Genomic DNA, 26,726 nt, shown 5'->3' on the forward strand with positions numbered 1-26,726 from the left:
GGCCGGTCCGCGGGAGCCGCCGAGGGGAGTCCGTGGTCGCCACCCTCGCCGAGCTCGACGCCGCCGCCGTCCGCCGATGGTTCGAGCACGCGCTGCGGTCGCTGCTGCTCGTGCGCGACGAGATCGATCGCCTCAACGTCTTCCCGGTGCCGGACTCCGACACCGGGACGAACCTCGTCCTCACCCTCGCCGGGGCCGCCGAGGCCGTGCGGCCGCTGGGCCCGGACGCCGATCTGACGGCCCTCACCCGCGCCGCCGCCGACGGCGCCCTGCTCGGCGCCCGGGGAAACTCGGGCATCATCGTCGGCCAGTGCCTCCAGGCCCTCGCGGCGACCTTCGCGGGACGCGCCTCGGCCGGGCCCGGCCCCGTGGCCGCCGGTCTTGACGCGGCCGCCGCGCAGGCGCGGGAAGCGGTGGGCCGGCCCGTGGAGGGCACCATCCTGACCGTCGCACGCGCCGCGGCCGTCGCCGCCGCCGGTGCCGCGGACGAGGGCGGCGACCTCGAGTCGGTCGTCCGGGCGGCGGGCCTGGCGGCGCGGGACGCCCTCGCGGAGACCCGCGGGGCGTTCGGCGGAGCCGGCGTCGACGCCGGTGGCGTGGGGTACGTCGTGCTGCTCACCGCGCTGCTCGACGTCGTGACCGCCACCGGCGACGCCGGGACCGCCCGCGCCGAACGGGTCACCACGTTCCTCGCCCGGCTCGGCACGAGACCGGCCGCGGGCGAGCGGGCGCCCGAGGAGCCCGCCGAGGAGCCGGTCAACGGGCCGGCGCCGGGGGAGCCCACCGAGGAGCCGGCCCTCGGGCCGCGGCCCGAGGACGACGGTGCCGGCGCGTTCGAGGTCATGTACGTGCTGCACGCCGGTGCGGACCGGGCCGCGGCGGTACGGGAAGGCCTGCAGCGCACGGGGCACTCGGTCGCCGTCGTCGGCGGAGAGCACCTGTGGCAGGTGCACGTGCACACGGACGATCCGGCCGCAGCCCTCGCCGGCCCGGGCGAGATGGCGCAGGTCTGCGTCCGGCTCGTGCGGCGGGACCCGGTGCGCGTCGGCGTCGTGGCCTGCACCCGCGCCCCCGGGCTGCTCGAGCACCTGGCGCGCGCCGGGGCGGCGGCGGTTCTCGACCCGGACGCCGCCACCGTGGTCCGGGCGGCCACCGACACGCTCGCCGGGGAGGTCCTCGTGCTGCCGTGCGACGAGCCCGCGGCGCAGGCCGCCCGCACGGCGGCGGGGCACGACGGCCGCTCCGCGCCGCACCGGGCCCGCCCCGTGCGTCTTCACGTCGCGCCACCCGCGGACGACCTGCTCGTCCTCGCCGCGGCCACGGAGGTCGGTGGCGCCCTCGTCAACGACCTCGACGACGCGCGCCGGCGCGCGGACGACGCGCGCGCCCGGATGCGGTCCCGGGCGGTGCCGCTCACGGGGGACGGGGCGGTGCGCGACGCCCTGGAGAGCTTGCTCGTCCCCGGGGACGAGCTGGTGACCGCCGTCGTCGGGGCGGGGGCGGGCGCCGGTACCGGGTCGGAGGTCCGCGCGGCGGTGGCCGCGCTCGCGCCGGCCGCGGAGGTCGTCGTCGTCGACGGGGGACAGTCGTCCCCCGCCCTGCTTCTGGGGGTGGAGTGAACCAGCCGATCGCTCGCGAGAGCCGCCACGACCCGGCATTCCTCGGCGAGGTCGGGGGCCGTCTCGGACGCTCCCTGGAGAAGGAGCTCGGCACCAGGACGGGCAAGGCGCTGGGCAAGCTCGGCGTGCACACGGTCGGCGACCTGCTGCGGCACTACCCACGCCGCTACGGGGACCGCGGCAAGCTCACGGCGCTGCGGGAGCTGCGGGTCGGCGACCACGTCACGGTGATCGCCGAGGTGTCCTCCAACGATCTGCGCCAGATGCGCGGGAAGTCGGGCTCGATCCTCAACGTCCGGATCACCGACGGCACCGACGAGCTGCTCCTGACGTTCTTCGGCAAGCACTCCCGCTCGCTCGAGCACCACCAGCGGCGGCTCCGCCGCGGCGCGACCGGGATGTTCAGCGGCACGGTGAGCGCCTACCGCGGCGACCGCCAGCTCACGCACCCGAACTACGAGACCTTCGACGACCTCGACGACGAGTTCGCCGCCGTGCAGAAGGTCGACTGGCCCATCCCGATCTACCCGGCGAGCGCGAGCATCGCCAGCTGGCAGATCGAGAAGGCGGTGGAGACCGTGCTGCGCCCGCTCACGGCCGAGGACGTCCCCGAGGCGCTGCCGGCCGCCTACCGCCGGGAGCACGACCTGCCCGACGTGATGACCGCCCTGCGCGGGCTGCACGCCCCCCGCACCCCGGAGGACTGGCAGCGCGCGCGCCGGCGGTTCCGCCACGAGGAGGCCTTCGTCCTCCAGACCGCGCTCGCCCAGCGCCGCGCCGCCACCCTGTCCGACGCCGCGACGGCCTACGAGCCCCGGGGCGGGGGCATCCGCGACGCGTTCGAGGCCCGCCTGCCCTTCGAGCTCACCGCCGGGCAGTGGGAGGTGGCGGCGGTGCTCGAGCGGGAGATCGCCGCACCGGTCCCGATGATGCGGCTGCTGCAGGGCGAGGTCGGCTCGGGCAAGACCGTCGTCGCGCTGCGCGCGATGCTCCAGGTGGTCGACGGTGGGGGCCAGGCCGCGCTCCTGGCCCCCACCGAGGTCCTCGCCCAGCAGCACCACCGCTCCATCACCGGCCTGCTCGGCCCCCTCGCCGAGGCAGGCATGCTGGGCGGGGCCGAGGAGGGCACCCGGGTGGTCCTGCTGACCGGGTCGATGGGCGCCGCCGCCCGCCGCAAGGCGCTCGCCGCCGCCGCCTCGGGCGAGGCGGGGATCGTCATCGGCACGCACGCGCTCCTCAGCGAGGTGGTCCAGATCCCCGACCTCGGCCTCGTCGTCGTCGACGAGCAGCACCGCTTCGGCGTGGAGCAGCGCGACGCCCTGCGGGCCAAGGGCCGCGCCACGCCGCACCTGCTGGTCATGACGGCGACGCCGATCCCGCGGACCGTGGCGATGACCAGCTTCGGTGACCTCGAGACGTCCACCCTGCGTGAGCTGCCGGCCGGACGGGCGGGCGTGAGCACCAACATCGTCCCCGCGGACCGGCCCCGGTGGGTCGAGCGCACCTGGGAGCGCGTCCGCGAGGAGGTCGAGGCCGGGGGCCGCGCCTACGTCGTGTGCCCGCGGATCACGGCGGGCGAGAACGGCGGCGACGCCACCGAGGACGGCTTCTCCGACGACGGCTCGGACGAGCTCTTCGCCCTGGACGAGGCGGCGGAGCCGCGCCGGCCGCTCGCCTCCGTCGAGGAGGTCGCCGCCCTGCTTCGGCAGACCCCCGCGCTGGCGGGCGTGGCGATCGGCGAGATGCACGGGCAGCTGCCCACCGACACCAAGGACGCCGCGATGGCGGACTTCGCGGCCGGCCGGACCCCGGTGCTGGTATCCACCACGGTCATCGAGGTGGGCGTGGACGTCCCGGAGGCCACGGTGATGGTCGTCCTCGACGCCGACAGGTTCGGTCTGTCCCAGCTCCACCAGCTGCGCGGCCGGGTCGGGCGCGGGACCAAGCCCGGCATGTGCCTCGCGGTGACGGCCGCGCACCCGGACTCCGGCTCCTTCGAACGTCTGGCCGCGTTCGCCGCGACCACCGACGGGTTCGAGCTCGCCGAGACCGACCTGAAGCTCCGGCGCGAGGGCGACGTCCTGGGCGCCACCCAGTCCGGCCGGTCCAGCTCGCTGCGGCTGCTGCGCGTGCTGCAGGACGCGGACATCATCGACGCCGCGCGGGCCGCCGCCCGTGAGCTCGTGGCCCACGACCCCGCCCTGGACTCCGAGCCCGGTCTCGCCCGCATGGTCGCCGAGTCGATCGACGAGGACGCCGCGGCGTACCTCGAGCGCACGTGAGCGAGCAGAGAGCGGCGCCGGGGCGGGCGTCGACGAGCTTCTTGCCGGTGGGGCGGCCCGGGCGCTCCTGCAGACCGGTTCGCTCGTGAGGATCCGGGCACTCGTGAGGACCCGGGTCCTCGTGCAGACCGTGTCCCTCGTGGTCGTCTAGGGGGTGCCTGTCCGCCCGTCCGTCGACCCAGTCGTTGCGCCGGCCGGCAGCTCGAGGGCCTCCGCGAGGAGCTCGTAGGAGCGGCGTCGCGCCTCCGCGGTCGGGGTGTTGGAGGCGACGATGATCTCGTCCGCCTGCGCGTGCGCCGCGAACTGCTCGACCTGCTCGCGGACCGTGGCCGGGGAGCCGACGGCGGAGTAGCGGAGCATGTGGCGGATCTGGTCGCCGGCGGGCGAGGCGAGGACGGCGTCGGCGTCCTCGTCCGACAGCGGCAGGCCGCTGCGCGTGAGCCGGCCGGCGTTCGCGCGCAGTGCCGAGTGGTACAGCTCGTGCGCCTCGACGTCGGTGTCGGCGGCGAAGACGTTCATGGCCGCGATGACGTAGGGCTCGGGGTTCGCGTCGGAGGGCCGGTACTCCCGCCGGTACGTGCTGACCGCGTCGACCAGGGCGTTCGGTGCGAAGTGCGAGGCGAACGAGTAGGGCAGCCCCAGGGCGGCGGCGAGCTTCGCGCCGAACAGCGAGGAGCCGAGGATGATCAGCGGGACCTCGGTGCCTGTGCCGGGCGTCGCGCGCACCGTCTGGCCGGGGCGGGCGGGGCCGAGCAACGACTGCAGCTCCACGACGTCCTGCGGGAACCGGTCGGAGTCGGTGGGGTGACGGCGCAGCGCCTGGAGCATCGCCATGTCCCCGCCCGGCGCGCGGCCGAGCCCGAGGTCGATGCGGCCGGGATAGAGCGTCTCCAGCGTGCCGAACTGCTCGGCGATCACCAGCGGCGAGTGGTTCGGCAGCATGATGCCGCCGGCACCGACCCGGATGGTTGAGGTGCTGCCGGCGATGTGCCCGATCAGCACGGCCGTGGCGGAGGAGGCGATGGTCGGCATGTTGTGGTGCTCGGCGAACCAGTACCGCCGGTAGCCCCATCGCTCCGCGTCCCGGGCCAGCGCCACGCTGGCGTCGAACGTCTCCCGCACGCTCCCGCCCGGCCGGACGGTGGCGAGGTCGAGCACTGACACGGGCACGGGCATGGGGGACCTCCGACTTTTCCGACCCGCGCACAACGGGGGGTGCGCGTCCGATCACCGTACGTCGGCCGGACCGTCAAGGGCCAGACGCCGCCGCAGGCGCCCGGCGTGCGCGAGCGGAGCCGGCGAGCAGGGCGCATCATTTTTGGAATCCTTTGACCTGCTCGCGCGTTAGGACAGGTGTACAGAACATCCCTGAGTCAATCCCGGGGGAGGGATCAGCATGCGGCCCACGCATGTCGAGCTGGAGGACGACGACGGCACCGTCCTGCGGTACTTCCACCACGCGAACGGCGGTGGCCTCGTCGAGTCCAGCGCGCGCGTCCACCCGACGGCCTTCGTCGCCGCCGGGGCCTACGTCGACCCCGGTGCCCGGGTGGGCGCCGGCGCTCGCGTGAGTGCGGGCGCGTGGATCGACCGGCGTGCCGCCGTCGCCGCCAAGGCCGTCGTGGGGGCGGACGCCCACGTCGGTCCGGGTGCCGTCGTCGGCCGCGGAGCGACCCTCGGCACGCGGGTCCGTGTCGGCGCGGACGCGCGGATCGGAGCGGGCGTCACCGTCCCGGTGGACACCGTGGTCAAGGCGGGTGCCGTCGTCGAGGTGGCCGGCAGACGCGGCAAGGTGGGCGCCGCGGCCTGAGCGGGCAGACTGCGCCGCCCCCCGCCTGCCGCGGCACGCCGCCTCGCCGGACACCTGGCCTGCGGCTGGTCCGGGCGCTCGGCACGGCGATCTCCGGTCGCCTGACCTGCCGCCCCGCCGGACGGGCGCGGTGCGTGCGTCACTACGCTGACCCGGTGACCAGGATCGTCGCCGGCACCGCGGGTGGCCGGACCCTCCAGGTGCCGCGCAGCGGCACCCGGCCCACCTCCGAACGGGTACGAGAGGCTCTCTTCTCCCGCCTCGACCACCTGGGCGTGGTCGGCGGCGCACGGGTCCTCGACCTCTACGCCGGGTCCGGGGCCCTCGGGCTCGAGGCGGCGAGCCGGGGCGCCGAGCGGGTGACGCTCGTCGAGGCCGCCCGCCCGGCGGCCGACCTGTGCCGCCGCAACGCCAAGGCGCTCGGGCTGCGGGAGGTCGACGTCGTCGCGCAACGGGTGGAGACCTACCTCGCCTCGGCCCCGGCCCGCGGCGCGGCGCCCGCCCACCTCGTGCTGCTCGACCCGCCGTACGACGTGACCGAGGAGGCTCTCGGGGAGGTCCTGGCGCTGCTCGCGGCGCGGGGCAGCGAGGACCCCGACCAGCCCGCCCCACCGGGACCGGCCCCCTGGCTGGACCGGGACGCCGTCGTCGTCGTCGAACGGTCCCGCCGCAGCCCCGAGCCCGCGTGGCCGGCCGGGCTGCGGCCGACCGACGCCCGACGCTACGGCGACACCCAGGTCTGGTTCGCCGCCCCGGCCGGTGACGCGCCGCCCGCGTCGTAACGCAGACTTCGTGGTCCGGCCCGCTACCGTGAATCGCATGGTCCAAGTGGAGCGGCGATGAGCCTCGCGGTCTGCCCGGGGTCGTTCGACCCCATCACGCTGGGCCACCTCGACGCCGTGCGGCGGGCGCGCGCGATGTTCGACGAGGTCGTGGTGGCCGTGGCGCACAACCCCGCGAAGCGGTACCTCTTCGACGCCGAGGAACGCCTCGCCCTGGCCCGCGAGTCCGTCACCGGTCTCGACGGCGTCCGGGTCGAGCTCGTGCCCGGGCTGCTTGCGCAGTACTGCGCCGACGTCGGGGCGACCGCCATCGTCAAGGGGCTGCGCGGTGCCGCCGACTTCGACGCCGAGCACGCCATGGCCCTCATGAACCGCCACCTCACCGGGGTGGAGACCGTCTTCGTGATGGGCGACCCCGCGCTCGCCCACGTCGCCTCGTCCCTCGTCAAGGACATCGCCCAGCACGGCGGCGACGTCTCCGACCTCGTCCCGTCCGCCGTCGCCGCCGCGCTGCACCGGGCGCTGAGCAACTCAGGAGAAGCACGATGACCGCCAGCCAGCAGTACGCCTCCGCCGAGCAGCACGCCGAGGACGGCGCCTCGCTCATCTCCATCCTCGACGAGCTCACCGAGCTCGTCACCGCGGCACGGGCCATGCCGATGTCCGCCTCGGTGCTGGTCAACCGCGCCGAGGCCCTCGACCTGCTCGACGCCGCGCGCGCCGTGGTCCCCGAGGAGATCCAGACCGCGGACGACATCGTGGCCGACGCCGACGCGATGGTGGAGCGTGCCCGTCAGCGGGCGGACAAGATCGTCGAGGAGGCCCGCGTCCGCGCCGAGGAGCTCGTCAGCGAGGAGAACGTCGTGCGGCTGGCCGAGGAGCGTGCGGAGCAGATCGTCCGGGACGCGGAGGCGAAGGCGGCCAAGCTGGCCGCGGACGCCAACGACTACTGCGACCGCCAGCTCGCCCAGTTCGAGATCGACCTGAACTCGATCAGCACGCAGGTGCGCGCGGGCCGCGAGGCCCTCTCCGCCCGCGCCGGCCGGGTCGCCGTCGCTGCGGAGGAGTGACCCGGGCGGGCCCGCCCGGCCCGCCCGCTCCCGGCTGCGCGCCCGGACTCAGGCCGCACCGGGACCCTGACCCACGCCCGGCCCCTGGCTCGCGCGCGGACCCCGGCTCGCGCGCGGACCCCGGCTCGCGCGCGGACCGCCCGGCGTGGGTAGCATCGAACGCTGGTCCCACCCGGCGGCGCTCTCGGGAGCCGGCACCGGCGCGGGGCCCGTTCACCGGTCCTCCCGCGCACCGCGCGGCTGCTGCAAGGAGTGTCATGGACGCCCGATCGCCGCTCGTGATGAGTACGCACGAGCTCGGCCGCCGAGCCGGGACGATGCGCACCGTCGAGCGCACCGTCCCCGCCCCCGCCGACCTCGGCACGGAGGTCATCGGCGTCCCCGAGGGCTCCGACGTCGAGCTGGATCTCCGGCTCGAGGCCGTGATGGACGGGGTCTTCGTGACGGGCACCGCCGCGGTCGGCCTGCACGGGGAGTGCGTGCGCTGCCTGCGCGACCTCGACCAGGACCTCGAGGTGGAGATCTCCGAGCTCTTCTACTACGCGAGCACCAAGGCTTCGCTGGTCCAGGAGGGCGACGAGGAGGCCGAGGACCTGCCCGCCGTCGACGGCGAGCTCATCGACCTCGAGACGACGCTGCGCGACGCCGTCGTCCTCGCCCTGCCCTTCCAGCCGCTGTGCCGGCCCGACTGCGGTGGGCTCTGCCCCGCGTGCGGTGAGCGGATGGACGACCTCGAGCCCGGCCACCACCACGAGCAGCTCGACCCGCGCTGGTCCGCGCTGGGGAGCCTGCTGCAGGAGAAGGGCGAGACGAAGGACGGCGAGCGGTGAGCGGCGCTCGTCGACGGAGGTCCGACGCCCAGCCCGAGGCGCCCGCACGGCAGGACGTGGAGACCCTCACCGCCGCACTGGGGACGGCGATCGACCCCGAGCTGCTGGTCCTGGCGCTGACGCACCGCTCCTTCGCCCACGAGGCCGGGGGCATCCCGACCAACGAGCGGCTGGAGTTCCTGGGCGACTCCGTCCTCGGGATCATCGTCACCGAACGGCTCTACCGCACCCACCCCGACGAGTCCGAGGGCGACCTGGCCCGCATGCGCGCCGCCACGGTGAGCCAGAAGGCGCTCGCGTCGGTGGCGCGGGAGATCGGCCTCGGCGGCTACATCCTCCTCGGGCGCGGCGAGCTCGTCACCGGCGGCCGGGAGAAGGACTCCATCCTCTCCGACACCGTCGAGGCCCTGATCGGCGCGACCTACCTGTGCCACGGCCTGGAGCACACACGCGCCGTCGTCGAGCGGCTCGTCGGGCCGCTGCTGACGCAGGCGGCGAACCTGGGCGCGGGGCTGGACTGGAAGACCTCGCTGCAGGAGCTCACCGCCGAGCGGGGGCTCGGCGCACCCACGTACGTGGTCACCGGGACGGGCCCCGACCACGCGCGGACGTTCACGGCGACGGTCGTGCTGGACGGGGAGGAGCACGGCCGCGGGGTGGGCAGCTCGAAGAAGGTGGCCGAGCAGAACGCCGCCGAGGACACCTACGCCCGCCTCGCCGGCCAGCCGGTGGCCACCGCCGGCGACGGCGAGCCCGCCTGAGCCGACGTGCCCGAGCTTCCCGAGGTCGAGACCGTCCGCCGCGGCCTGGCCGGCCGTGTGCTGGGCCGGCCTGTGGCCGCCGTCGAGGTCCGTCACCCGCGCAGCGTGCGACGCCAGCCTGGCGGGGCGCGCGAGCTCGCCGACCGGCTCGCCGGGCAGCAGTTCACGGCCGCCGTGCGCCGCGGCAAGTACCTGTGGCTGACGCTGGGCGAGGGGCCCGGGGCGCCGCCGGACCAGGCCCTGGTGGTCCACCTGGGCATGAGCGGGCAGCTGCTCGTGCAGGAGCCCGAGGGCGCCCGCCGGGCCCCCGGGACGGACCCGTCGGACGCCTTCCTCGCGGACGCGGCCGACGTCCTCGCCGACGGCGAGCGGCCCGCCGACCTCACCGCCACCCTGCCGCCGACCATCGTGCGTGACATCCCGCTCACCACCGCCCACCTGCGCGTGCGCATCGACCTCGTCGACGGCGGTCAGTTGTGGTTCGTCGACCAGCGCACCTTCGGCCACGTGATGGCCGTGGACACCGTTCCGACGGCCGACGGCGCGCCCGGCGGCCTCGGCAGCGACGCCGCCGTCGTGCCCACCCCGGTCGCCCACATCGCCCGCGACCTGCTCGACCCGGCGCTCGACCGCGCCGACCTCGTGCGCCGGACCCGCGCCCGCCGCACCGAGATCAAGCGCGCGCTGCTGGACCAGACGCTCGTCTCCGGCGTCGGCAACATCTACGCCGACGAGGCGCTCTGGCGCGCCCGCCTGCACGGGGCCCGCCGCACCGACGTGCTCCGTCCCGACCGGCTCCGCGCCCTCTTCGACGCCGCCACGGACGTGATGGGGGAGGCGCTCGCCGTCGGCGGGACGTCGTTCGACGCCCTGTACGTCGACGTCGACGGCGCAGCCGGGTTCTTCGCGCGCTCCCTCGCGGTCTACGGCCGGGCCGGCCGGCCGTGCCCGCGGTGCGGCGCACTCGTGCGCCGTGAGGAGTTCATGAACCGCGGCTCCTTCTCCTGCCCGCGCTGCCAGCGCCGTCCCGCGCTCCCGCGCTGACCGGGTGTGTCGCGCGCCCGCTGCCGCCCCGACCGTACGGAGCCTCGCCACGGTTCGGCTCGCAGACCTGGGGATGCGCAGAAAACCGCCGGTCTTGGGTAGTCTCGGGGGGTGCCGAACGCTCAGGACTCTCAGCAGCCGCGCGACATCCGCGTGATGATCATCGACGACCACGAGGTGGTGCGGCGAGGCATCGCGGAGATCGTCGACCGCGCCGACGGCCTGACCGTCGTCGCCGAGGCCGGCTCGGTCGCCGAGGCGGTGCGCCGCGCCGAGCTGGTCCGGCCCGAGGTCCTGCTCGTCGACCTCCAGCTGCCCGACGGCACCGGCATCGACATCGTCCGCACCCTGCGCGACAAGGTGCCCGGTGCGCGGCCGATCGTGCTGACCTCCTTCGACGACGACGACGCCCTCGCCGAGGCGCTCGAGGCCGGCGCCAAGGCCTACCTGCTCAAGACGGTGCGCGGCGCCGAGATCGCCGAGGTCGTCAAGGCGGTCGCGGCCGGTCGGACCCTGCTGGACGAGCGGACCGTGACGCGCCGCCGCGCCGACCACGAGGACCCGACGGCGGACCTCACGCCCTCGGAGCGCCGCGTGCTCGACCTGATCGGCGACGGACTGTCGAACCGCGAGATCGGCGAGCGCCTGGGTGTGGCCGAGAAGACGGTCAAGAACCACATCACCTCGCTGCTGAGCAAGATGGGCCTGCAGCGCCGCACGCAGGTCGCGGCCTGGGTCGCCGGCCAGCGGGCCGCCGGCTGGCGCGGCTGAGTCCCGTTCGGAGACTGCGGTTCCTCTGAGGGCCGCCGTCTGCGCTGAGGACCGCTGCCTCTGGAGACCGCCTTTCGCTGAGGGCCGGTGCTCCCTGAGGACCGCCTTTCGCTGAGGGCCGGTGCTCCTTGAGGACCGCCTTTTCGGCTGAGGACCGATGCCCGTTCGGCTGTCATGGCCTGGAACGTCGGTCTTCACGGGCACGGCTGCAGCGACGCGTCAGCCGCCGCAGGCTCCGCACACCTTGCTTCGTCAGCTCGCCTCGCCTGTTCTGCCCGGCGGTGGCATCAGCTCCGGCACGGGTCGAAACCTCGCGGTGACCGATCGTGGGAAGGCGCTGCAGAGACGTTCGAAGGTGCGCGCCTGGTGGCTGAGGTCCTCGGTGACGAACCGCCGGACCCTGTCGCCCCTCTCTCGGAGCGCGTCCTCCCGGAGCTTCTCGTCGACCACTGCTCTGGCGGCAGCAACTCCGTCGGTACCGCGGTACTTCACCCGGCCGTCGAACTCGGCGTGAACGGTGAAGGCGCTGTCCCTGGCACCTTGAGCGACGCGCTCGACAGTCCAGCCCATGTCGCTGAACAACGTCCCACGAACGGTCTCCACCCGGAACTGAGAGACAGGCCGGGGGAGGCCTCTGGACACGGCGATCCAGCGCAGGACCGACTCAGGTGCTGACTCCGCGAACGGGTCTGCGTGCGCCAGGACCGAGCGTGCGGTGGGCTTGCCGCGGCGGGCCGCGCGAGCCTCCAGCCGCTCGGAGAGGAGCAGCCTGAGGTCCTCGATGCGGCGGTCGGACTCAGGTCGGCGCCAGCGGTCGGGGAGCGTCAGGAGGCGCATCGCGCTGTCGACGACGACGAGCGCGTCCCGCGGGTGGAGGGTGAGCGCACAGTCCACGATCGTTCGCTCCAGGCTGGTCACACGGATCCCGCCGACAGTCGTCACGTCGTCGGCCGGCACGACGGCGCGGTGCCGCCGGACGAACGGCGAACGATGGTTGGTGACCGTGCCCGGCCGGCTGACGTGCACGTCGTCGCCAATGCGCCAGAGTCGGCAGCCGTGCAGCAGCGCGGCTGCGGTGTGGCTCACCACGTGCTCCGGCCCGAGCTGACGGGAGGCGGCCACGCATCGCGCCAGGAGAAGCCGTTCACGGCGGGCCCACGGGGTTTCGTCGGCCACGGTGTCGACGTAGGCGCCGGGCCGGACGCGGACCAGGCGGCCCTCGCGGACTCCGGCCCGGACCGCTTCGGCACCGTGGTCGCGCACCAGATAGACCGTGGGCAGAGCGGGCCGTACGTGCTGTCGGATGTCCATTCCCACAGCGTGCAGCGTGTGCCGACGTCGGCACTGACCGCTCCGCCGGCCCCGTGGATATCTCGGGCCTGGGGATGAAGCGTCGATTCCCGCCGCTGCGCAACGAGTGAGGACCGCCATCTCAGCCGAAGGCCGCGTCCTGATCTGCTGTCCTCAGCCCAGATCGCTGTCCTCACGGTCGCCGGCGGCTCGGGGTGAGTGAGCGGCCGGGAAGGTCGGGCGAGCCCGCGGATCGACGGACGACTCAGGTAGACCGACGACTCAGGTGAGCGGCACCTGCCAGCTCACCTGTGAGCCGGTGCCCGACTCGGTGCGGCCGATGGAGAACGTGCCGCCGTGCCGCCGGGCGCGTGCGGCGAGGTTGCCCAGGCCTGACCTGCGGGAGAGGGAGGGTGGTACTCCCAGCCCGTCGTCGGTGACGTCGACGACGATCCTTCCGGTGAACCCGCTCCCGAGCACGCTCACGTGCGCCCGCACCGACGACGCCTTGGCGTGCTTCGCGGCGTTGACCATTCCCTCGCGCACGACGGCGACGACGTCGTCCGCGATGTCGGCACCGACCCGGTCGTCGATCTGGGTGATCAGGTCGGCCTGTGCCTGGTCGTCGGTGATCGGCGTGCCGTCCACCTCGATGATCAGGGACGGCGCGAAGCCCAGGGACGTCCGCGCAAGAGAGGCCTCCCGGCGCAGCCGCTCGACCAGGACGACCGCCGCGTCCGGCTCGCGCAGCGAGTGGACGATCGCGCGGATCTGCTTGACGGACTCGTCGACGCTGGTGAGCGACTCCTCCAGGAGGTTCGCGAGCGCGTGCTCGCCCCGCTCGGCCATCGCTGTGCGCGCGGAGGCGAGCTGCATGCCGGTCGCGAAGAGCTGCTGGATGGCCAGGTCGTGCAGGTCGCGGGCGATGCGCGCGCGCTCGTCCAGGAGCGAGGCGACGTCCTGCGCGTGCCGGGCGGCGGCCAGCTCCAGGGCGAGCGCGGCCTGCCCGGCGACGGACTCCGCCATCATCAGGTCGGACCGGTCGAACTCCGGCTCGCCCACGCGCCGCAGCAGCAGGATGACGCCGCGACCCTCGCCGCGGAGCATCATCGGCGCGTAGAGCGCCGGACCGAAGTGGGCGAGCTCGTTCAGCCTGAGCGTCCGGAGCCGCGTGAGGGAGTCGACGATCATGCCGGTGCCCTCCTTGAGCACCGTCATGGCTCGCCCGTCCGGGGGGAACACCAGGCCCACCAGCTGCCCGGCGCGGTACCCGTCCGCGATCTCGCAGACCCACGAGGTCCCGACCGAGGGCAGGACGATCAACGCCGTGTCCGCCTCGGCCACCTCGCGGAGGCGGGCGGCGATCATCTCGAGCGCCTCCTCCTCCTCGGTGCCCTCGAGGAGGGTTGTGGTGATGTCCTGGCTCACGGCTATCCAGCGCTCGCGGTTGCGGGCCTCCGTGTACAGCCGGGCGTTCTCGACGGCGACCGCGGCTGCCTCCGCCAGGCTCATCATGTCCTCGGCGTCACGCTGGGTGAACCCGCCGTCCTTCTCCGCCAGGTACAGCCGGCCGTAGACCTTCTCCTGGACCCGGACGGGGACGCCGAGGAAGGAGTGCATGGGCGGGTGCCCCTCGGGGAACCCGCCGAAGTCGGGGTGCTCGGTGAGGTCCTCGAGCAGCAGCGGACCGTCCACCGGGATGGCGCCGAGGACGCCGTTCCCGCGCGGCGGGTGGCCGAGGATCTCCTGCTCCGCCTCCGTCATGCCGACCTGGACGAACGCCGTGGTCTCCCCGCGGTTGTCGAGCACGCCGAGGGCGGCGTACCGCGCCCCGGTGAGCCGCGCGGCCCGGTCGACGAAGTGCCGCAGGGCCTCCCTGACGTCGAGCTGAGCGGTCAGGTTCAGCGCGGCGCCGAGCAGCGACGACGTGTTCGTGGCGAGGGTGTGGGGCCGCGTGTCGGCGGACGCGCCGGCGGCGTCGACCGCCTTCGCCGGCCCGGTGTAGGGCCGGTCGTCGGGACGACGGCTCAGGTCACCCCGCGCGCGGCGCGGCGCGCCTGTCGCCCCCGTCGCGGCCGCCGTGCCGGGAGCCGGCGAACCCGCGCCACCGTGCGCCACGGGGCAGCGGGCGGCGTCGTCGATGCTCATCGGTGCTCCTCCTGCTCCAGGGCCCAGCGGTAGGCCGGTACGTCGGCGCGGAGAGATTCGTGCGTCCCCCGCGCGAGAACCGTAGCCGGTCGGTCGTTCCGCGCGCCCAGGACGATCACCTCCTCCGCGGCGCCCAGCGGGGAGAGACGGTGGGTGACGAGCACGACGCCGCGCGAGGCGTCGCCGTCGCCGTCGTCGGCGCCGGTCCGGAGGAGGTCGGTCAGGAGCCGGTCCGCGGTGGCGGGGTCGAGGTGCTCGCCGGGTTCGTCCAGGAGCAGGAGCCGCGCGGGGCTGGCCAGCGCACGCGCGAGGAGAAGGCGGCGGCGCTCGCCGCCGGAGACCGTGGCGGCGTCCGGGCCGAGCATCGTGCCCAGGCCGTCGGACAGGCCCGCCAGCCAGTCGCCCAGACCGGCCCGCCCCAGCAGGCGGGTGGCCTCGTCCGCCGTGACGTCGCCGCGCGCGACCCGGAGGTTCTCGAGCACGGTGGTGCCGAAGACGTGCGCGTCCTCGGCGGTGAGGGCCACGTCGGCGCTCACCCGTTGCCGGTCCGTCTCCCACACCGGGACCCCGTTGAGCTCGACCGTGCCCGCGCGCGGGGGCAGGAGCCCCGCGAGCGTGAGCAGGAGGGTCGTCTTGCCGATCCCGCTCGGACCCACGACGGCGAGGGCCCGTCCGGGGGAGAGATCGAGGTCGATGCCCTCGGCGACGACGGGGCCTCCCGGCCAGCCGACGGCGAGCCCTCGGGCGGCCAGGTGCGGACCGGGCGGGGGAGTGGCGTCACCGACGGGTGACGCGGTGATGGGTGACGCGGTGACGGGTGACGTGGCGATGTGAACGGCGCCCCCGACGGGAGACGCAACGCCCGCGGTCGCGGTGCCAACGGGAGGGGGGCCAGCAGTCGCGCTGCCAGCGGGAGGGCGGCCAGCGGTGGGGCGGCCAGTGGTGGGGCGGCTCGTGACCTCGGCGTTCTCCGACGAGGCGCGGCTCGCGGCGGTACCGGCGTCGTCCCCCGCCCGGTCGAGCAGCTCCATGATCCGCACGGCCGAGCCGCTCGAGCGCACCAGCTGGACCGCGGCGGGCCCGAGCATCGCGGTGCCCTCGAACGCGGCGAGCGGGGTCAGCACGATGACGGCCAGCTCGACGGCCTCCATGCTGCCCGCCACGGTGGCCGGGATGCCGAGCACCAGCGAGCCGAGCACGGCGGCGCCCATGGCGAGCGTGTCCACCCCCGCGGCGAGGGCGGCCGGGCGGGCCGCGGCGTCCTTGGCGCGGGCCAGGTCGCGCTCGGTCCCGCGCAGGGAGGCGCGCACGTCCCGCAGGCGCCCGGAGACGGTCAGCTCGGCGGCGCCGTCGACCATCGTCATGGCGGTCGCGCTGATCTCCGCGCGGGCCGCGGTCGCGGCTCCCTCCGCCAGGCGCGCCGCGCGCATGGTTAGCCACGGGCCGGCGACGCCGGCCACCAGGAGGCAGACGGCCAGGACCAGGCCGGCGCCGAGGTTCAGCCACGCCACGAGCACCACCGACCCGGCGCCCACCACCGCGGCCACGACGGCCGGCAGCAGGGCCCGGACCACGACGTCCCCCACCGCGTCCACGTCCGTACCGGTGCGGGCGAGAAGATCCCCGCGGCGCAGGCCCGCGACGGCGTCCGCCCGGCCCGCCGCGAGCGTGGTGTAGACGCGCTCCCGCAGGGTCGCCATGCCGCGCAGTGCCACGAGGTGGGAGGCGAGGCGCTCGAGGTAGCGCAGGAGGGCGCGGGAGATGCCGAAGGTGCGCACCGCGACGGCGGCGACCGAGAGCTCGAGAACCGGGGGCATCTGCGAGGCGCGGGCGATGAGCCAGGCGGCGGTCGCGGTCAGCGCGATACCGCTGGCCAGGCCCGCGCTTCCGGCGAGGACCGCCCAGAGCAGGCGTACCCGGTCGAGGTCGAGGAGGCCGACGGCGCGGCGCAGCGCCCGGCGCTCGGCGGCGGGCAGGACCCCGCGCTCGCCCGCCGGGACGACGGAGTCGGGGACGGCGGAGGCGTCGACGGCGGTCATCGGGCCGCTCCGGAGCGGCTGCCCGGGAGGTCGGCGTCTCCCCGGTCGGGCGCGGGTCTGGGGCCGACCGGGTGGGGGCCGTCGGCGACCGTGTCGGCGCGCCCGGCCCCGTCGGCATAGGCAGGGGCGTCGGCGTCGGCATCGACGGGGGCGGCGGCATCGGCATCGATACGGTCGGCGTCGGCGTCGGCGTCGGCGTCGGCGTCGGCGTCGGCATCGACGAAGGCGGCGTCGGCCCCCTCGGGAACGGGCCGCGCCACGACCGTGACGACGTCGTCGGCCATCCCGACGAGCGCCGACCGGTGGGCGATGACGAGGACGGTGCGCCCCGCGTCGCGCAGCGCTGCGACCGTGTCGAGGACGTGCTGCTCGGACGCGGCGTCGAGGTGGGCGGTGGGCTCGTCGAGGACCACGAGCGGCTGGTCGCCGAGGAGGGCACCGGTCAGCGCGAGGCGCTGCCGCTGACCGACCGACAGGCCCGCCCCGCCGTGGCCCAGCGGGGTGTCCCACCCGGCCGGGAGCTCGGCAAGGACCGCGTCGAGACCGGTCGCTGCGGCGGCCGCCTCGACCCGGCCGTCGACGACGGCGGTGTCCGAGCCGAGCACGTTGGCGCGGACGGTGCCCGGCACGATGACCGGGCGCTGCGGCACCCAGGCGACCTGGCGGTGCCAGGACGCGGGCTCGACGTCGTCCATAGCGAGGCCCGCGGCGCCGCCGTCGTCCGAGGGGACGAGGTGGACGGTGCCGTCGTCGGGGCGGAGCAGCCCGAGCACGACGGAGGCGGCGGTCGTCTTGCCCGCCCCGGACGGACCGACCAGGGCGACCACGCGGCCCGGTCGGAGCCGCGCGCTGAGCCGCCACGGCGCGAGCAGGCCGCGTCCGGGGGCGAGGACGGTGACGCCGTCGAGGACGACGTCGGTGCGGCGCAGGTCGGGCGCCGGTGCGGTGCCCGCGGCGGGCGGGTGCTGGTCGAGGATCCCGAACGCCTCCTCGGCGGCGGCGACGCCGTCGGCGGCCGCGTGGAACTGGGCGCCGACCTCGCGCAGCGGCTTGTAGACCTCCGGGGCCAGCATGAGGACGGCGAGGGCGGTGGTGAGGTCGACGTCGCCGTACACCAGGCGCATGCCGATGGTCACCGCCACCAGCGCCACGGAGATCGAGGCGAGGAACTCCAGCACCGCCCCGGAGAGGAACGCGACCTTCAGGGTGGCCATGGTGGTGCGCGTGTACGCCCGTCCGAGCTCGCCCACGCGCCGGCCCGGACCGTGCTCGCGGCCGAGCGCCTTGAGCGTGGAGAGCCCGGCGAGCAGGTCCAGGAGCTGCCCGCCGAGGCGTTCCATGGCCACGAGCTTCTCGGCCGCGAAGCGCTGGGTCAGCACGCCGATCAGCCACATGAACACCGGGATCAGCGGGATGGTCACCACGATGATGAGCGCGGAGGAGAGGTCGAGGCCCAGGACGACGGCGATCGTCGCCGGGGTGACCGTGGCGGCGAGCAGCAGCTGGGGCAGGTAGCGCACGAAGTACGGCTCGAGGTCGTCCAGCCCGCGGGTGGCCAGCGTGGTCACCTGCGCGCCGTGGCCGCCCAGCCAGCGCGGACCCAGCGCCACGGCGCGGGTGAGAACCTGCTCGCGCAGGTCCGCGACGACGTCCCGCGCGGCGCGGTGCGCCAGCGACTCCTGGACGACCAGCACCACGAACCGGGTCACGAACACGCCGGCCAGCACCGCGACCAGGGGAGCGGCGTGATCCCACCCGGCCGTTCCCTCGACCACCGGCGCGGCGGCACGGGAGATCAGCAGCGCCTGGGCGATCACCAGGGCCGCGGTGGCGAACCCGGTGACGGCGGTGACCGCGATGTAGCGGCGCGCGGCGTGGGCGTGCTTCAGGAGCCGCGGGTCGAGAGGCCTCACCGGGTCAGTGTGCCCCCGTGGCCTGCCCGGCGCCGCGCGCCTCCGCCGGCGGCAGGCCCTCGTGCCCGTGGATCTCGTCCGTGCTGATGCGCTTGCGGAACACCCAGTACGTCCAGCCCTGGTAGGCCAGCACGACCGGGACCAGCAGGAGCGCCACCACGCTCATGACGGTCAGCGTTGCCTCGGTGGAGGCCGCCTCGTGGATGGAGAGCGAGAACGCGGGGTCGATCGAGGACGGCATGACGTTGGGGTACATGACGCCGAAGATGAGCACCACGGCGGCGACGATCGCGACGGCGTTGAGCACGAACGCCCAGCCCTCCCGGCGCGCGCGCGTGGCCACGACCACGCCGACCAGCGCCGCGGCGGCCACCGCCAGCGGCACCCAGGTCAGGGTGTGCGCGGAGTAGAGCGTCTGCGCGAGGACCGCCCAGACGCCCGCGACGGCGAGGGAGACCACCGAGAGGCGCTGCGCGAGGACGCCGGCGCGCTCGCGGACCTCGCCGTCGGTCTTCAGCGCCAGGAACACGGCGCCGTGGGTGAGGAAGACGACGGCGGTCATGACGCCGCCGAGGACGGTGAACGGGGTGAGGAGGGAGAAGAACCCGCCGACCAGCTGGTGGTTGCCGTCCACCACCTCGATCTCCATGCCCTGCACCAGGTTGGCGAAGGCGACGCCCCACAGCACCGCGGGGACCCACGCGCCGACGGTGTGCGCCCAGTCCCACCGGTTGCGCCAGACGGGGTCGTCGATCTTGGCGCGCCACTCGATCGCGCAGATCCGCACGATCAGCGCCAGCAGGATGATCAGCAGAGGCAGGTACATGCCGGAGAACATCGTCGCGTACCACTCCGGGAACGCCGCGAAGGTCGCACCCCCGGCCGTGAGCAGCCAGACCTCGTTGCCGTCCCAGACCGGGCCGATGCTGCGCAGCAGCACCCGGCGCTCCCGCTCGTCACGCGCGAAGGGCTTGAGCAGCATGCCGACGCCGAAGTCGAAGCCCTCGAGCACGAGGTAGCCGGTCCACAGGACGGCGATGAGCAGGAACCACAGGAGGGGGAGATCCATGACTTCTCCAGTCGGGAGGGGCGGTCAGGCGCGACGGGGGCGGGCGGCGCGGCGGTGCGAGCGGCGCGGGGTCAGTAAGAGAAGGACAGGGTCGGCTCAAGCTCGTCCGCTCGGCCACGGTCCGGCGCGGCGGCGCCGTCGGCCCGCTCCAGGTCGGCGGCCAGCGGCTCGACGCCCTCGCGGACGTAGCGCCGGATCAGCCGGAACCACACCACGCCGAGGGCGGCGTAGAGGAGGGTGAAGACGACAAGCGAGGTGAGCACGGACGCGACGGGGACCACGGTGGACACGCCGTCCTGGGTGAGCAGGTAGACCTGGTCGACCGGGTTGGCGGGGTTGGGGTGGACCACCCAGGGCTGGCGGCCCATCTCGGTGAAGATCCAGCCGAAGGAGGCGCCGAGGAACGGCAGCGGCAGGACCGCCAGTGACAGCCGGGAGAACCACGTGGTGTCGGTGACGCGTCCGCTCCGCAGCACCCACAGCCCCGCCGCGGCGAGGAGGAGGGACGCCATGCCCAGCCCGATCATGAGCCGGAAGGACCAGTAGGTCACGGCCAGGTTCGGCACGTAGTCGACGTCGGTGCCGAACTGGTCGGCGTAGCGCTCGGTGTACTCCTCCTGGATGTCGTTGACGCCGGGAAGGTAGCTGTCCTCGCCGGAGAAGGAGCCGGTGCCCAGGAAGGAGGTGAGCCCCGGGATCTGGATGAGGTGCTGGACGCTCTCGCAGTCGTTCGAGAGGTCTCCGATCGTCAGCAGCGAGAACGCCGCGGCCTCCTCGCCCTCGCACAGCGCCTCGGCGGCCGACATCTTGGCGGGCTGCTGCTCGTACATGAGCTTGCCCTGGAAGTCGCCCGTCACGGCGACGCCCGCACCGGCGATGACCATCGTGACGAGGCCGACGTAGGCGCCGGTGCGCCACACCTGCCTCGCCTCGTGCTGGCGCCCGGCCCGGGCCGAGCGGACGATCCACCAGCCGCAGACGCCCGCGACGAAGGTGCCGCCGACCAGGAAGGCGGAGGTGACGGTGTGGGAGAACGCGGCGACGAGGGTGTTGTTGGTCATCACCTCGAAGAAGCCGGAGACGCCGTCGAGCTCGGCGCGGCCGGTCTCCGGGTTGTAGACGGCGCCGACGGGGTGCTGCATCCAGGAGTTGGCCGCGAGGATCCAGTAGGCCGAGAGGTTGGTGCCCACGGCGACCGCCCAGATGCAGGCGGAGTGCAGCCACTTGGGCAGCTTGCCCTCGCCGAAGATCCACAGGCCCAGGAAGGTGGACTCGAGGAAGAAGGCCGCCAGGGCCTCGATGGCGAGCGGGGCGCCGAAGATGTCGCCGACGAAGCGGGAGTACTCCGACCAGTTCATGCCGAACTGGAACTCCTGGACGATGCCGGTGGCGACGCCGAGGGCGAAGTTGATCAGCAGGACCTTGCCGAAGAACTTCGTCAGCCGGTGCCACTTCTCGTTCCCGGTGCGCACCCAGGCGGTGTGCATGATCGCGACCAGCGGCGAGAGCCCGATCGTGAGGGGGACGAGGATGAAGTGGTAGACGGTGGTGACGCCGAACTGCCACCGTGCCAGGTCGAGTGCTTCCACCTGAAGTGCCCCTTCGGGACGGAGGTCGGGCCGGCCCGTTCCGGCCGAGATTTCGCGTTCCAACCTAGAAGCGGGCACCCCTGGGGCACCGGGACGTTGGTCCCGGGAGGTGACGGTCCGTCACGATCTGTGGCGGGTCGGGGCGTGGGAAGAAGGCCGCTGTGCGATACTTGGTCCTGGCCGGAGGGCAGCTCCACACCCCGTCTTCCGGTCCGACGACGACGTGACCGCCTCAGTGCCGTCCACCTCGCGCCGCTTCGCCATCCGGGCGAGTGCGCTGCAGCAGGGGACGGAGAACCGAGGTCGTACCGAGCCACCGAGTTGGTGGCCGGCAAGGCCGCCCGTTCGCCGGCGCTCGGGTGCTCGCACCCGGTCGTAACCACAGGACTTCCGTCCTCGGCGCCGCCGGGGACGACGAACCGCCCACGGGCGCCGACGGGTGTGGACGGCGACCGGGGTTGAGGGGCATACCCCATGGACGAGCAGAACAACAACGAAGGCACGACGGCGGAGCAGCCGGAGGCGAAGTCGGCGCCGGTGCGCCGCACCCGCAGCCGCCGGGCGACCAGCCCGGCCACCGCGCCGGCCGCGTCAGGCGGGACCGGCGGGCAGCAGCCCGAGACGAGCGGCTCCGGTGCCGCGCTGGCCGCCGCCGCTGACGCCACCCCTGCGGGCGGCACCACGCCCGAGCAGGCGGAGGCCACGGCCGCCGTCGCCGAGAAGGCGGCCGAGGCGGCCGCCGAGAAGCCGAAGCGCACCCGGAAGGCGCCCGCCCGGCGCACGACCAAGAAGGCCGCCGAGCCGGTCGCCGCGGAGGTGACGGCACAGCCCGACGTTCCCGGCACGACGGCGCAGGAGACTCCCGCCGCCGAGGCCGAGGCCGGGACCGGGGCTGAGGCCACCACGGCCGCGGAGCCCGTCGCCGAGAAGCCGAAGCGCACCCGCAAGGCGCCCGCCCGGCGCACCACGAAGAAGGCCGGCGAGGAGGCCGCCATTGACGCCGCCACGGGCGAGGCTGCGACCGCGGAGGCTGCCGCCCCGGCGCCCTCGGCCGGTGCTGCCGACGCCGTGACCTCGCTGCTCGAGCGGACCACCGACGCGGCGACCGCCGACGCCACCTCCACCACCGCCGGCACGGCCACCACCGCCGCGAACGCTGACGCCGTCACCACCGACGCCATCACCACCGACGCCGCAACCGGCGAGGCCGCCAGCGGCGACGGCCTCCCGACCGAGGAGGTCAAGCCGGCCCGTGCGCGGCGCAGCCGCCGGGCGTCGGCCCCGGCTCGCGCGCCCGAGCAGAAGCTCGACGTGCTCGCCGAGCTCGGTGTCGCTCCCGTCGCCGAGTCGACGGAGGTCGCCCCGGCCGCCGCCGCGGTGGAGGACGAGGACGAGGAAGCCCCGGAGGAGGCCGAGACCGCGGCCACGCCGGGCGCCGCCGTCGAGCAGGAGGAGGAGGGGCCGCGGCTCCCGGCCGCCGCCCTGCTCTTCCAGGCCCCGGACCCGTCCAAGGCGCGCCCTCGCCGCCGCCGGGCGCAGGCTCCCGCCGGCGCCCCGGGCACCCGTCCGGAGGGCCAGGGCGTCGAGGCGTCGGTCGAGGTCTCGCCGGACGAGGCCGCCGAGGACCTGACCGCGGACGACCAGACGGCCGAGGAGCAGATCTCCGGCGAGGACGAGTCCGCGGGCGGGCGTCGTCGCCGTCGTCGTGGCGGCCGTGGCCGGCGCAACCGCGGGGGCCAGGCCGAGAACGGTGACGAGCGCGAGGACGAGGCGGAGGGCGAGCCCGCCGAGGAGCAGGAGCTCGCCGAGAGCGCTGGCGCCGAGGACACCGAGCAGGCGTCCGACGAGGGCGAGCCGGGCGAGGCCGAGGGCGAGGAGGGCACGTCGGGCTCGCGCCGTCGTCGTCGCCGCCGCCGTTCCGGCCGGAGCGAGGCCGAGGGTACGGGCCGCACCGCCCGCGACGAGGTCACGGCCCTGAAGGGCTCCACCCGCCTGGAGGCCAAGCGGCAGCGGCGTCGCGAGGGACGCGAGGCCGGCCGCCGTCGGCCCACGCTGAGCGAGGCGGAGTTCCTGGCCCGCCGCGAGGCGGTCGACCGCAAGATGATCGTGCGGGAGAAGGACGGCCTGAACCAGATCGGCGTCCTCGAGGACGGCATCCTGGTGGAGCACTACGTCGCCCGGCACACGCAGACCTCGATGGTCGGCAACGTCTACCTCGGGCGCGTGCAGAACGTGCTGCCCTCGATGGAGGCCGCGTTCGTCGACCTCGGCAAGGGCCGCAACGCCGTGCTCTACGCCGGCGAGGTCAACTGGGACGCCGCCGGGATGGAGGGCCAGCCGCGACGCATCGAGCAGGCGCTGAAGTCCGGAGACTCCGTGCTGGTGCAGGTCACGAAGGACCCGATCGGGCACAAGGGCGCGCGGCTGACGTCGCAGATCACCCTCGCCGGGCGTCACCTGGTGCTGGTGCCCTCCGGCGCCATGACCGGCATCTCGCGCAAGCTGCCCGACAACGAGCGGGCGCGCCTGAAGAAGCTGCTCAAGGAGATCGTTCCCGCGGGCGCGGGCGTCATCGTGCGCACCGCTGCCGAGGGCGCCACCGAGGAGCAGCTGCGCGCGGACGTCGAGCGTCTGACGAAGCAGTGGGCGGACATCGAGGCCAAGGCCAAGAGCGCCAAGAGCGCGCCGGTGCTGCTCAAGGGCGAGCCCGAGCTAGCCGTGCGCGTGGTGCGGGACGTGTTCAACGAGGACTTCGAGTCCCTCGTCGTCCAGGGGGACGGCGCGTGGCAGACGATCTCGCAGTACGTCAAGGACCTCTCGCCGGACCTCGCGGACCGCATGCACCACTGGACCTCGGAGAAGGACGTCTTCGCCGAGTACCGGGTGGACGAGCAGCTGGCCAAGGGCATGGACCGCAAGGTCTGGCTGCCCTCGGGCGGCTCGCTGGTCATCGACCGCACCGAGGCGATGACGGTCATCGACGTCAACACCGGCAAGTTCACCGGGTCCGGCGGCACGCTGGAGGAGACGGTCACCCGCAACAACATCGAGGCGGCCGAGGAGATCGTCCGCCAGCTGAGGCTGCGCGACATCGGCGGCATCATCGTCATCGACTTCATCGACATGGTGCTCGAGTCCAACCGCGACCTCGTCCTGCGGCGCCTGCTCGAGTGCCTGGGGCGTGACCGCACCCGCCACCAGGTGGCCGAGGTGACGTCGCTCGGCCTGGTGCAGATGACGCGCAAGCGCGTGGGGCAGGGCCTCGTCGAGGCGTTCTCCACCCCGTGCGAGCACTGCAACGGTCGCGGCTTCATCGTCCACGAGGAGCCGGTCGAGCGCTCCGGTGCGGGGGAGTCCCGTCCGATGAGCTCCGACGACGGCGGATCGCGCCGTCGTGGCCGCCGCGGTGCGCCGGCCCCGGTGACCGAGGCGCCGGAGGAGGCCGCTCCCGCGGAGGACCCGGCCGCCGTCGCCGCCCGCGAGGCGGTCAAGGCGACGCTGGCGACCATCGCCGCGGCCGCTGCGCACGCCCACGAGGAGGGTGGCTCGAAGGACGGGGCCCACCACGCTGCGGAGGGCGCGAAGGCCGCTCACGAGGCTGCGAGGAAGGACGAGCCGTCGGCCGCTCCGGCGGCTGCTGCCTCAGCTCCGGCTGCGACGGGCGAGATCGCCGGCGCGGACTCGGAGCCGGCGCCGCCCGCCCCCGCGGTCGCGGAGCTCGGCGGCGAGACGGTGGCTGCCGAGCAGGGAGTCGCCGAGCCGACGCCAGCGGCGGAGGTCGCCGAGCCCGCGAAGGCCGGTCGCTCCCGTGGCCGCCGCAAGGCGACGAGTCCGACGACGGCGCCCGCCCCGGCGGCTCAGCCGGCGACCACGGACGGCGAGCAGCGCAGGACGGTGACCGCGCCCGCGGGACCCGTGGTGAGCGGCGTCATCGGTGCGCACACGGACGGACCGGCGGTGGAGGAGTCGTCCGCCGCGAAGCTCCCGGTGAGCGAGCCGGCCGCAGCCCCAGCGCGGCGTCCGCGGCGCAGCCGGCGGGCGGTCTCGAGCGGCGTCGTGACGCCGGGGGAGACCAAGATCATCACGATCGAGCCCGGCGGCCAGTCCGAGTGACACCCCGGCGGCCGTGAGGTCGCTGGCAGCGCGAGGGCCGGTTTCCCGTGCGGGAACCGGCCCTCGAGCTTGTCCACAGGAAGGCGACCGGGTCTGGCCGAATCGGACGGTTCGCCAGTACGGTCGGCGCATGCCTCAGGGGGAGAGACTTCATCGACGGCTGACGGTGCTGGGCGCCGTGCTCGTGCTGGCGGGAGGGATCGCCGCCTGCACCAGCGGCGGGGGCGCGGAGCCCGACCCCACCGCCGGCGCGACGGGCACCGCGACGGCTCCACCGAGCGAGGACCCCCCTGCGGAACGCCCTGAGGTCGAGAAGCCAGTCCCACCCGAGACCATGGCGCGCGACGACGTCGCCGGTGCCGAGGCTGCGGCGCAGTACTTCTTGGAGTTGTACCGGTACACGTACGCGACAGGAGACCTGAACGCGTTCCAGGAGATGTCACATGCCGACTGCATCTTCTGTTCCGAGGTTGCCGATGACGTCAGTGCGCTCTATGGCAAAGGCGGATATGTGAAAGATGGCGCGTTCACCGTGGAGCGTGTCTCCGGGCAGGCACCGGTGGAAGGCAATGACTTCTACAGGGTCGATCTGCTGGTTACCGAGGCGCCCTCAGTTCGCTTCGAGGGCAGCGGCGATTCCCAAGAGCGTTCAGGTGGATCGAATCTCCTCATCTTTGCAGTCGGTCGGGCCGATACGGGCTGGATGGTCCGAGAGGTCCAGATCGAGGAGCCGGACTTTAATGGCTGACAGTGGAATACGGGCGGGGGCAGCTGTTGTGCTGGCCCTCATCGTCCTGACGGCTACGGGTACGGCCACGTGGGCCGAGACCTCATTTGAAGGTTTGTCCGGGGGCCCCGCGATCGATGTTACGGGTACGACTTCGCACACTGTGGATACCAAAGGGAATGGAGATTTCGACACGGAGCCCGTCAATGTGGGTGCAGGCGACGCTGGGCCTGCGTCGAGTGCGCCGCCGTGCAATGACGTCGGATTCACCCCGGCAGGCGACAACTCCTATTACGTAGACCTGAATGGCTGCCTCCACGAGGGGGCACCGCAGATCGGCCGGGAGTTCCTGGTCACGATGCCGGCGGAGCCCGGCGCACCCGCCGAGGAGGCGCCGCCGGCGGTGCCTATCGTTGTCACAGTCGAAGACCTACAGCGTCTGCCGATCGATCCGGGCGGTCTGGTTGTCCAGCCCGACCGTGGCTGGGTGCTGGTCAACCTCGAGACGATCGTGTGGACCGGGGCCGCCGAGCGGACGTTCTCCGCCGTCGTCCTCGGCACGCCGGTCGAGGTGCGCGCGCGGCCGATCGACTTCACCTGGGACTTCGGCGACGGTTCCGCACCGCTCACGACCACCGATCCCGGCGCGCCGTTCCCGAACCACTCCGTCGCCCACGTCTACGCCGCCGCCGCAGAGCAACGGCAGGTCACGCTGACCACCCGGTGGGCGGGGGAGTTCGAGGTCAACGGCTCGGGCGTGTGGCAGCCCGTCGTCGGCGTCGCCACGACGTCCGAGGTCTCCCAGCCGTTCGAGGTCCGCACGGCGGAGACGAGTCTGACGAACGGTTAGAGAGGAGTTCGACGCCCGA

The 26,726-nt window shown here is 74.2% G+C and carries 20 protein-coding genes; 13 read left to right on the forward strand and 7 right to left on the reverse strand.

The annotated features are described in order from the left end of the window. Nucleotides 1-32: 32 nt before the first annotated feature. Together ABD774_RS08660 and ABD774_RS08665 are read left to right on the forward strand one after the other, a co-directional pair. Nucleotides 33-1,619, forward strand: coding sequence for a DAK2 domain-containing protein (locus tag ABD774_RS08660; protein WP_345039916.1), 1,587 nt, complete (start codon nt 33-35; stop codon nt 1,617-1,619). After that, the gene (locus ABD774_RS08665; RefSeq protein ID WP_345039918.1) at nt 1,616-3,901 is read left to right on the forward strand and encodes an ATP-dependent DNA helicase RecG; all 2,286 of its coding nucleotides are present in this window, start codon (nt 1,616-1,618) and stop codon (nt 3,899-3,901) included. Before ABD774_RS08660 ends, ABD774_RS08665 begins: the two co-directional genes overlap by 4 nt. Before the next feature lie 147 nt (nt 3,902-4,048). Here ABD774_RS08665 and ABD774_RS08670 read toward each other — a convergent pair whose 3' ends face one another. Beyond that, on the reverse strand, nt 4,049-5,077 hold the full coding sequence (locus tag ABD774_RS08670; protein ID WP_345039920.1) for an LLM class flavin-dependent oxidoreductase: 1,029 nt from the start codon (nt 5,075-5,077) through the stop codon (nt 4,049-4,051). A 220-nt stretch (nt 5,078-5,297) separates the two neighbouring features. Between ABD774_RS08670 and ABD774_RS08675 the strand changes: the two genes are divergently transcribed. From ABD774_RS08675 to ABD774_RS08710, 8 genes are all read left to right on the forward strand, one after another. Continuing rightward, nucleotides 5,298-5,711, forward strand: coding sequence for a transferase (locus ABD774_RS08675; RefSeq protein ID WP_345039922.1), 414 nt, complete (start codon nt 5,298-5,300; stop codon nt 5,709-5,711). Nucleotides 5,712-5,866: 155 nt separating this feature from the next. Further along, on the forward strand, nt 5,867-6,493 hold the full coding sequence (rsmD, locus tag ABD774_RS08680) for a 16S rRNA (guanine(966)-N(2))-methyltransferase RsmD (RefSeq protein WP_345039924.1): 627 nt from the start codon (nt 5,867-5,869) through the stop codon (nt 6,491-6,493). Between the two features lie 57 nt (nt 6,494-6,550). After that, nucleotides 6,551-7,042 carry a pantetheine-phosphate adenylyltransferase gene (gene coaD / locus ABD774_RS08685; RefSeq protein WP_345039927.1) on the forward strand — a complete coding sequence of 164 codons (492 nt, stop codon included), beginning with the start codon at nt 6,551-6,553 and terminating at the stop codon, nt 7,040-7,042. Beyond that, nucleotides 7,039-7,563, forward strand: a complete 525-nt coding sequence (locus tag ABD774_RS08690; RefSeq protein WP_345039929.1) for a hypothetical protein — start codon at nt 7,039-7,041, stop codon at nt 7,561-7,563. The genes coaD and ABD774_RS08690 overlap by 4 nt, the downstream gene beginning before the upstream one ends. A gap of 257 nt (nt 7,564-7,820) precedes the next feature. Next, nucleotides 7,821-8,393: a YceD family protein gene (locus tag ABD774_RS08695; RefSeq protein WP_345039931.1), complete on the forward strand. Its 573-nt coding sequence runs from the start codon at nt 7,821-7,823 to the stop codon at nt 8,391-8,393. 56 nt (nt 8,394-8,449) lie between these two features. Further along, on the forward strand, nt 8,450-9,154 hold the full coding sequence (rnc, locus tag ABD774_RS08700; protein ID WP_345040213.1) for a ribonuclease III: 705 nt from the start codon (nt 8,450-8,452) through the stop codon (nt 9,152-9,154). A gap of 6 nt (nt 9,155-9,160) precedes the next feature. After that, nucleotides 9,161-10,198: a bifunctional DNA-formamidopyrimidine glycosylase/DNA-(apurinic or apyrimidinic site) lyase gene (mutM, locus tag ABD774_RS08705; RefSeq protein WP_345039934.1), complete on the forward strand. Its 1,038-nt coding sequence runs from the start codon at nt 9,161-9,163 to the stop codon at nt 10,196-10,198. A 156-nt stretch (nt 10,199-10,354) separates the two neighbouring features. Continuing rightward, on the forward strand, nt 10,355-10,969 hold the full coding sequence (locus ABD774_RS08710; protein WP_345040216.1) for a response regulator: 615 nt from the start codon (nt 10,355-10,357) through the stop codon (nt 10,967-10,969). A gap of 252 nt (nt 10,970-11,221) precedes the next feature. On the opposite strand, the gene ABD774_RS08715 is transcribed toward ABD774_RS08710, so the two are convergent. The 6 genes from ABD774_RS08715 to ABD774_RS08740 all read right to left on the reverse strand — a co-directional run bounded on the left by ABD774_RS08715 (nt 11,222) and on the right by ABD774_RS08740 (nt 21,017). Then, entirely contained in the window at nt 11,222-11,926 is a 705-nt protein-coding gene (locus ABD774_RS08715) for a hypothetical protein (protein WP_345039937.1), read from the reverse strand. Between the two features lie 615 nt (nt 11,927-12,541). Continuing rightward, on the reverse strand, nt 12,542-14,407 hold the full coding sequence (locus tag ABD774_RS08720; protein WP_345039939.1) for a GAF domain-containing sensor histidine kinase: 1,866 nt from the start codon (nt 14,405-14,407) through the stop codon (nt 12,542-12,544). Next, the gene (locus ABD774_RS08725; RefSeq protein ID WP_345039942.1) at nt 14,404-16,446 is read right to left on the reverse strand and encodes an ATP-binding cassette domain-containing protein; all 2,043 of its coding nucleotides are present in this window, start codon (nt 16,444-16,446) and stop codon (nt 14,404-14,406) included. The genes ABD774_RS08720 and ABD774_RS08725 overlap by 4 nt, the downstream gene beginning before the upstream one ends. Beyond that, the gene (gene cydD / locus ABD774_RS08730) at nt 16,443-18,359 is read right to left on the reverse strand and encodes a thiol reductant ABC exporter subunit CydD (protein ID WP_345039944.1); all 1,917 of its coding nucleotides are present in this window, start codon (nt 18,357-18,359) and stop codon (nt 16,443-16,445) included. Before cydD ends, ABD774_RS08725 begins: the two co-directional genes overlap by 4 nt. A 4-nt stretch (nt 18,360-18,363) precedes the next feature. Then, nucleotides 18,364-19,428, reverse strand: coding sequence for a cytochrome d ubiquinol oxidase subunit II (gene cydB, locus ABD774_RS08735; protein WP_345039947.1), 1,065 nt, complete (start codon nt 19,426-19,428; stop codon nt 18,364-18,366). A 71-nt stretch (nt 19,429-19,499) separates the two neighbouring features. Beyond that, the gene (locus tag ABD774_RS08740) at nt 19,500-21,017 is read right to left on the reverse strand and encodes a cytochrome ubiquinol oxidase subunit I (protein ID WP_345039949.1); all 1,518 of its coding nucleotides are present in this window, start codon (nt 21,015-21,017) and stop codon (nt 19,500-19,502) included. A gap of 474 nt (nt 21,018-21,491) precedes the next feature. Between ABD774_RS08740 and ABD774_RS08745 the strand changes: the two genes are divergently transcribed. The 3 genes from ABD774_RS08745 to ABD774_RS08755 all read left to right on the forward strand — a co-directional run bounded on the left by ABD774_RS08745 (nt 21,492) and on the right by ABD774_RS08755 (nt 26,707). Then, a complete protein-coding gene (locus ABD774_RS08745) occupies nt 21,492-25,130 on the forward strand; it encodes an Rne/Rng family ribonuclease (protein ID WP_345039951.1) in 3,639 nt (1,212 codons plus the stop codon). A gap of 130 nt (nt 25,131-25,260) precedes the next feature. After that, nucleotides 25,261-25,878 carry a DUF6318 family protein gene (locus ABD774_RS08750; protein WP_345039954.1) on the forward strand — a complete coding sequence of 206 codons (618 nt, stop codon included), beginning with the start codon at nt 25,261-25,263 and terminating at the stop codon, nt 25,876-25,878. A gap of 466 nt (nt 25,879-26,344) precedes the next feature. Next, nucleotides 26,345-26,707 (forward strand): PKD domain-containing protein, encoded by a 363-nt coding sequence (locus ABD774_RS08755; RefSeq protein WP_345039956.1) that lies wholly within the window; start codon nt 26,345-26,347, stop codon nt 26,705-26,707. Nucleotides 26,708-26,726: the final 19 nt, after the last annotated feature.

Source organism: Georgenia daeguensis (assembly GCF_039537705.1).
GTDB classification, from domain to species: domain Bacteria; phylum Actinomycetota; class Actinomycetes; order Actinomycetales; family Actinomycetaceae; genus Georgenia; species Georgenia daeguensis.

What these genes read in the sequence shown, in the direction of transcription:
- ABD774_RS08695 (WP_345039931.1), top strand. Translation starts at nt 7,821, where the DNA reads ATGGACGCCCGATCGCCGCTCGTGATGAGTACGCACGAGCTCGGCCGC.
- coaD (WP_345039927.1), top strand. Translation starts at nt 6,551, where the DNA reads ATGAGCCTCGCGGTCTGCCCGGGGTCGTTCGACCCCATCACGCTGGGC.
- ABD774_RS08675 (WP_345039922.1), top strand. Translation starts at nt 5,298, where the DNA reads ATGCGGCCCACGCATGTCGAGCTGGAGGACGACGACGGCACCGTCCTG.
- ABD774_RS08745 (WP_345039951.1), top strand. Translation starts at nt 21,492, where the DNA reads ATGGACGAGCAGAACAACAACGAAGGCACGACGGCGGAGCAGCCGGAG.
- ABD774_RS08725 (WP_345039942.1), bottom strand. Translation starts at nt 16,446, where the DNA reads ATGACCGCCGTCGACGCCTCCGCCGTCCCCGACTCCGTCGTCCCGGCG.
- ABD774_RS08750 (WP_345039954.1), top strand. Translation starts at nt 25,261, where the DNA reads ATGCCTCAGGGGGAGAGACTTCATCGACGGCTGACGGTGCTGGGCGCC.
- ABD774_RS08720 (WP_345039939.1), bottom strand. Translation starts at nt 14,407, where the DNA reads ATGAGCATCGACGACGCCGCCCGCTGCCCCGTGGCGCACGGTGGCGCG.
- cydB (WP_345039947.1), bottom strand. Translation starts at nt 19,428, where the DNA reads ATGGATCTCCCCCTCCTGTGGTTCCTGCTCATCGCCGTCCTGTGGACC.
- ABD774_RS08710 (WP_345040216.1), top strand. Translation starts at nt 10,355, where the DNA reads ATGATCATCGACGACCACGAGGTGGTGCGGCGAGGCATCGCGGAGATC.
- ABD774_RS08690 (WP_345039929.1), top strand. Translation starts at nt 7,039, where the DNA reads ATGACCGCCAGCCAGCAGTACGCCTCCGCCGAGCAGCACGCCGAGGAC.
- ABD774_RS08670 (WP_345039920.1), bottom strand. Translation starts at nt 5,077, where the DNA reads ATGCCCGTGCCCGTGTCAGTGCTCGACCTCGCCACCGTCCGGCCGGGC.